This window comes from Arthrobacter sp. GCM10027362 (assembly GCF_042679445.1).
Lineage (GTDB): Bacteria > Actinomycetota > Actinomycetes > Actinomycetales > Micrococcaceae > Crystallibacter.
On record NZ_JBHTML010000229.1, the window covers coordinates 1 to 5,462 of the forward strand.

At 69.9% G+C, this 5,462-nt stretch carries 5 protein-coding genes; 1 reads left to right on the top strand and 4 read right to left on the bottom strand.

The window, feature by feature from the left end; translation table 11 throughout:
• Positions 1 to 1,400 (bottom strand): MMPL family transporter (locus ACFQ36_RS20315; RefSeq protein WP_377016964.1); only part of this gene is annotated, 1,400 nt, incomplete at its 3' end.
• A 2-nt stretch (positions 1,401 to 1,402) separates the two neighbouring features.
• Complete coding sequence (locus ACFQ36_RS20320; protein ID WP_377016966.1) at positions 1,403 to 2,071, bottom strand: TetR/AcrR family transcriptional regulator; 669 nt, start codon at positions 2,069 to 2,071, stop codon at positions 1,403 to 1,405.
• Between the two features lie 120 nt (positions 2,072 to 2,191).
• Here ACFQ36_RS20320 and ACFQ36_RS20325 point away from each other — a divergent pair, with 120 nt between their 5' ends.
• Entirely contained in the window at positions 2,192 to 2,650 is a 459-nt protein-coding gene (locus ACFQ36_RS20325) for a DUF3817 domain-containing protein (protein WP_377016968.1), read from the top strand.
• 49 nt (positions 2,651 to 2,699) lie between these two features.
• Here ACFQ36_RS20325 and mgrA read toward each other — a convergent pair whose 3' ends face one another.
• Positions 2,700 to 3,740, bottom strand: a complete 1,041-nt coding sequence (gene mgrA / locus ACFQ36_RS20330) for an L-glyceraldehyde 3-phosphate reductase (protein WP_377016970.1) — start codon at positions 3,738 to 3,740, stop codon at positions 2,700 to 2,702.
• A 31-nt stretch (positions 3,741 to 3,771) separates the two neighbouring features.
• Entirely contained in the window at positions 3,772 to 5,235 is a 1,464-nt protein-coding gene (locus ACFQ36_RS20335) for an aldehyde dehydrogenase family protein (protein ID WP_377016972.1), read from the bottom strand.
• Positions 5,236 to 5,462 lie beyond the last annotated feature (227 nt).

The following is a 5,462-nucleotide window of genomic DNA, read 5'->3' on the forward strand; positions in this document are numbered from 1 at the left end:
CGGGCCGCGGGCGCGCCTGCGGCCCGGGCCCAGGCCCGGCGGGAGAGAATGCGGTTGCCGATCGCCCCGAGCAGGGCCGGGGTCAGGGTCAAGGCCACCAGCACCGCGACGGCCACCGTCGCCGCGCCGGCCAAACCGAGCACGGTCAGGAACGGAATTCCGGGCACCGCGAGCGCGGCCAGGGCGATGATGACCGTCAGCCCGGCGAACAGCACCGCGTTGCCCGAGGTGCCCGTGGCCCGGCCGATCGATTCGTGCAGCTGCATGCCCGCCAGCAGCTGGGTCCGGTGCCGGTTGACAATGAACAGCGAATAGTCGATGCCCACGGCCAGGCCGAGCATCAACGCCAGCACCGGGGAGATGCTGCTCATCTCCACCACGCCGGAGAGGGCCAGGGTGCCGCCCACCCCGACGCCCACGCCGACGACAGCCATCAGCAGCGGCAGGCCGGCGGCCATGAGCGTGCCGAGCATGATGACCAGCACCGCGGCGGCCACGGCGATGCCGATGATCTCGGCCGCGCCGAATAGCTGGGAAATGTCCTCGACGATGTCCTTGCTGAACTCCTCCTGCAGCCCGGGCACCAGGGCAGCCTCGGCGATCTGCTGGACGGCGGCGCGGTCCGCCTTGGAGACCTCCATCATGGACTGCTCGAAGGAGACCTGCATGAAGGCCGCGTCTCCGGCTTCGGAGACGAAGCGGATGCCTTCGGAGGACTGCATCCGGGTCTTGGCCGAGGCCAGTTCGGCCACGCCGTCGTCGTACTCGGCCCGGCCCTCCCCGAGCCGGCGCTCCTGCTTGGCCAGCTCGGCCTCGGCGTCCGCCAGCCGGGCTTCCTGCGGCTGCAGCTGGAGGCGGATCTGCCCGGCCATCGCGGCCTGGCCGGACGCCTCGAGCTGATCGGCCTGGGTCTGGGCGGCCTGGAGCCGGACCTTGGCCGGTTCCAGCTGCGCCCTGGCCGCGTCGAGGGCTTCGCGGCCGTCCGCAAGCTGCTGCCGGGCCTGCCTCAGCTCCGCCTCGCCGTCGGAAATCCTTTCCGGTGCATCGTCCAGGGCCGACTGCAGTTCGAACGGATCGGTGGCCGACTTGACCGCGGGGTGGTCCGCCAGGTCCGCGGCGATCTTTTCGACCGCTGCCTTCTGCTCCGCGGTGAAGGCCTGCCCGTCTGCGGTCTTGAAGACGATGGTGCCCAGGCCGCCGGAGGCATCGGGCAGGTCCGTCTTGAGCCGGTCCAGCACCTGCTGGGCATCGGTTCCGGGAATGCTGAAGCTGTTGGTCAGGGTGCCGCCGAACGCGGCCACCGAGCCGCCGACGGCGACCATGACGGCCAGCCAGGCGGAGATGAACCACCAGCGCCTGCGGGCGGCAAGTTTGCCGAGGGAGTACAGCCAGGAAGCCATGCTCAGGTGTCCTTCCGGTGGGAAGCGGATCCGTTGGTGTTGAAGCCGGCCCGCAGCAGGCCGAGGGACGCCAGCAGCAGGTCGTGGAATGCTGCCGGGTCCGGGGCCTGGCCCGGCGGGGTGGCCAGCGAGGCCTGGCGGGTGGCGGCCTTGGCACAGGCAATCAGCGAGCCGGCGAGCGCGTCGATCAGCAGCCCGCTGCTGTCCCCGGGCAGGCGTGTCCGCAGGCCTTCTTCGAGCTTTTGCTGGGCCTTGTTCCAGATCCACAGCTGCATCCGCTCCAACTGCTCGTCATCGGTGCCCATCGAATAGACCTCGCAGAGCAGGGCCAGTTCCTCCTGGCCCACGTCCCCGGCCAGCGCGGCCAGCACCGCGTCCATAATCGGCTCATCCGCGGGCCGCCCGTACAGCCGGGCGAAGGCCCGGTCCAGGAAGTCCTCCACCGGCTGCGTGACCGCCGCCTCGATGGAAGGGAAATAGTTGAAGAAGGTCCGGCGGGAGACGCCCGCCTCGTCGGCGAGGGCCTCGACGGTGAACCCGCCGGGACCGTATTCGCGGGCCAGCCGCAGCGCCGCCGAGGAGATCGCCTCGTGGGTGGCACGCCGGTTCAGCTCACGCCGGCCGCCGGCGGAGGTACCGGGGGCCGGTGATGGGGTTGGGGGCATCGGCATAGGCCCAGCCTAGGACCAAGTTTGCACCGGATGCAAATTTACACAGGATGCAACGATTTAGCCTTGGCGGGCTCCTCCCGGTAGATTGGAAGGACCGCCTTTCCCGATCCGAGGACCCGCATGTCTCCCCGCACCCTGTTCCGTGCCGTCGCGCTGGCCGAGGCCGCCACCTGGACCCTGCTGCTGCTCGGCCTGGCCCTCAAGTACGTCACGCACACCACCGAGCTCGGGGTCCGCATCGGCGGCGGGCTGCACGGCTTCGTCTTCCTCTGCTACGTGGCCGTTGCCTGCTTCACCTGGGTCAACCAGAAGTGGCCGGCCCGGACCGGGGTGCTCGCAGTGGTTTCGGCGGTGCTCCCCTATGCCACGATTCCGGTCGAAAAGTCGCTGGACCGCCGGGGCATGCTCGACGGCGGCTGGCGACTGGCCGGCGGCGAGGCGCCGCGCGGCGTGCTTGAGCAGGCGCAGGCCTGGGTGCTGCGCAACCCCGTCCTCGCCGTCGTGCTAGCCATTGCCGGGGTGGCTGCAGTGTTCGGATTCCTGCTCTTCCTCGGTCCGCCGGACACCTGGCTGGCCTAGCGGCTGCCCCGGCCCTTCGCATACCCGGGCGGGGACCCCGCCACCTCACTCAGTCCGCCGGCTGCCGCCACAGGTCGATGCCCGACTCCACGGCGAACTCGTCGATCGCGTCGATCTCCCCGGGGCTGAAATCGAGGCCGCGCACGGCGGCAAGGTTCTGCTCCAGCTGCTGCACGCTGGACGCGCCGATCAGGGCCGAGGTCACCGCCGCGCCGCGGCGCTGATCGCGCAGGGACCAGGCTATCGCCAGCTGGGCCAGCGTCTGCCCGCGCGCGGCCGCCAGCCCGCTCAGCCCGCGCACCCGCTCCAGGGTCTGCTCGGAAAGCCACTCCGGAACGAAGGACTTGTTGGCGGCGGCCCTGGAGTCCTCCGGGATTCCGCCCAGGTAGCGGTCCGTGAGCAGGCCCTGCGCCAGCGGGGAGAAGGCGATGACGCCCATTCCTTCCTCCTCCGCTACCTCCAGCAGGCTCGGGCTGCCCTCTTCCACCCACCGGTTGAGCATCGAATAGGACGGCTGGTGGATCAGCAGCGGCGTGCCCAGGCTGCGCATGATCCGGGCAGCTTCGCGCGTCTGGGCGGCCGTGTAGGTGGAAATCCCGGCGTACAGCGCCCGGCCCGAGCGCACGGCCGCATCCAGCGCGCCCATCGTTTCCGCCAGCGGCGTGTCCGGGTCCGGCCGGTGGCTGTAGAAGATGTCCACGTACTCCAGCCCCATCCTGGCCAGCGACTGGTCCAGGCTGGCCAGGAGGTACTTGCGCGACCCCCAGTTCCCGTACGGGCCGGGCCACATGTCGTAGCCGGCCTTTGTCGAGATGATCAGCTCGTCACGGTACGGGCGGAAATCCTCCGCGAGGTGCCGGCCGAAGTTGCACTCCGCCGAGCCGTAGGGCGGTCCGTAGTTGTTGGCCAGGTCGAAGTGCGTGACGCCGAGGTCGAAGGCGCGCCGCAGCACCGCCCGCTGGGTTTCAAACGGCTTGTCGTCACCGAAGTTGTGCCAGAGCCCCAGCGATACCAGCGGCAGCTGCAGGCCGCTGCGGCCCACCCGCCGGTAGGGCATTTGTTCGTAGCGGTCCTGAGCTGCCTGGTACATGCGCCCTCCCGGGGGTCGGCTGGGCCGGTTCCTAGAACGGGTACTGCGCGTGGCCCCGCTGCTGTACGGTGACCCAGCGCAGCTCGGTGAAGGAATTGATGCCGGCCTGGCCGCCGAACTTACCGTAGCCGGATTCCTTGATCCCGCCGAACGGTGCCATCGGTTCATCCAGCACCGGCTGGTCGTTGACGTGGGCGATGCCGGTGCGCAGCCGCTGGGCCACCTCGATGCCTTCGGAAAGGTTCTCGGTGATGACGCCGGCGGTCAGGCCGTAGTTGGTATTGTTGGCCAGCTGCACCGCCTCTTCGGGCCCGCTCACGGGCAGCACGGTGGTGGCAGAACCGAAGATTTCCTCTTCGAAGATCCGCATGTCCTCGGTAATCCCCGTCAGCACGGTGGCCGGCACGAGGGCGTTCTGCAGCCGCTGCCCGCCGGTGGCCACGGTGGCGCCCTTGGCCACGGCGTCGTCAATCAGCCCGTACTGCCGGTCGGCGGCACTTTGGTTCACCTGCGGTCCCACGAAGGTGTTCGGATCATTCGGGTCCCCGGTGGGCAGCTTGGCCACCTTCTCGGTGAAGCGGGCGGTGAAATCCTCGGCAATGGACTGGTCGACGAGCACACGGTCCACCGACATGCAGATCTGGCCGGCGTTCATGAACGCACCGAAGGTTGCCGCACTGGCCGCGTACTCGATGTCCGCGTCCTTGAGCACCACGAGGGAATTCTTGCCGCCCAGTTCCAGCACTGCGGGCTTGAGGTTCTGCGCGGCCAAGGTGCCGATGATCCTGCCGACCTTGGTGGAGCCGGTGAAGTTCACGCAGCGGACCCTGTTGTCCGCGACCAGGGTGCCGACGACGTCGTTGGCGTCCTCCCGTGCGTTCGTCACCACGTTCAGCACGCCGTCGGGAATCCCCGCCTCGAGCAGGGCGTCCGCGATGAACAGCCCGCAGGCCAGCGGCGCGTCCTCGCTGGGCTTCATCACCACCGTATTGCCCACGGCCAGCGGAATCGCGATGGCCCGGGTGCCGAGGATGATCGGGGCGTTCCACGGGGAGATGGCCGCCACCACCCCGAAGGGCTGGCGCAGGCCCAGCGAATACTTGCCCGGAAGGTTCGTGGCGAGCACCTCGCCCTGCGGGGCAGTGGTTGCGGCGGCCGCCGAACGCAGGATGTCCGCCGCCAGGTGGAGGTTGAACTCGGCCCAGGGCCGGACCCCGCCCACCTCCTGCGCCATCAGCGCGGCCGCTTCATCGGTTTTGGACTCGAGGATGTCCGCCGCCTTCAGGAAGATGCGGGCCCGGGCCGAGGGCGGCGTGGCGGCCCAGGACTCGGACGTGGCGGCGGCCGCGTCCACGGCACGGGTCACATCCTCGGGGCTCGCGGCGGCCACGGTGGCGTAGGGGGCGCCGGTGTAGGGATTGATGTCTTCGGTGGTCTTGCCGGATGCGGCGGGCACGTGCTCGCCGTTGATGATCAGGTCGCGGGTGATAGCCACGGGAAACCTCCGCTGGTCGCCGGGTCGGATGCAACCCACAGTAGCCTTGGCATTTGGTGATGGCCAGCGGCGCTCCCCGGCCCGCCACTGGCACAAGGACCGGGCCGGGTCAGCCGCCGGCCAGGAGGGCGCCGACGACCCCGGGTACGTGCGCTCCGATGTCCGATGCCGCGACCGGCCCGCCGGCGGCTGCCGTGGTGCCGGCCAGTCCGTGCACCAGCGCGGCG

Bases quoted from the DNA above. Each gene is read 5' to 3' on its own strand.
- ACFQ36_RS20320 (WP_377016966.1), bottom strand. From the start codon at position 2,071: ATGCCGATGCCCCCAACCCCATCACCGGCCCCCGGTACCTCCGCCGGC.
- ACFQ36_RS20325 (WP_377016968.1), top strand. From the start codon at position 2,192: ATGTCTCCCCGCACCCTGTTCCGTGCCGTCGCGCTGGCCGAGGCCGCC.
- mgrA (WP_377016970.1), bottom strand. From the start codon at position 3,740: ATGTACCAGGCAGCTCAGGACCGCTACGAACAAATGCCCTACCGGCGG.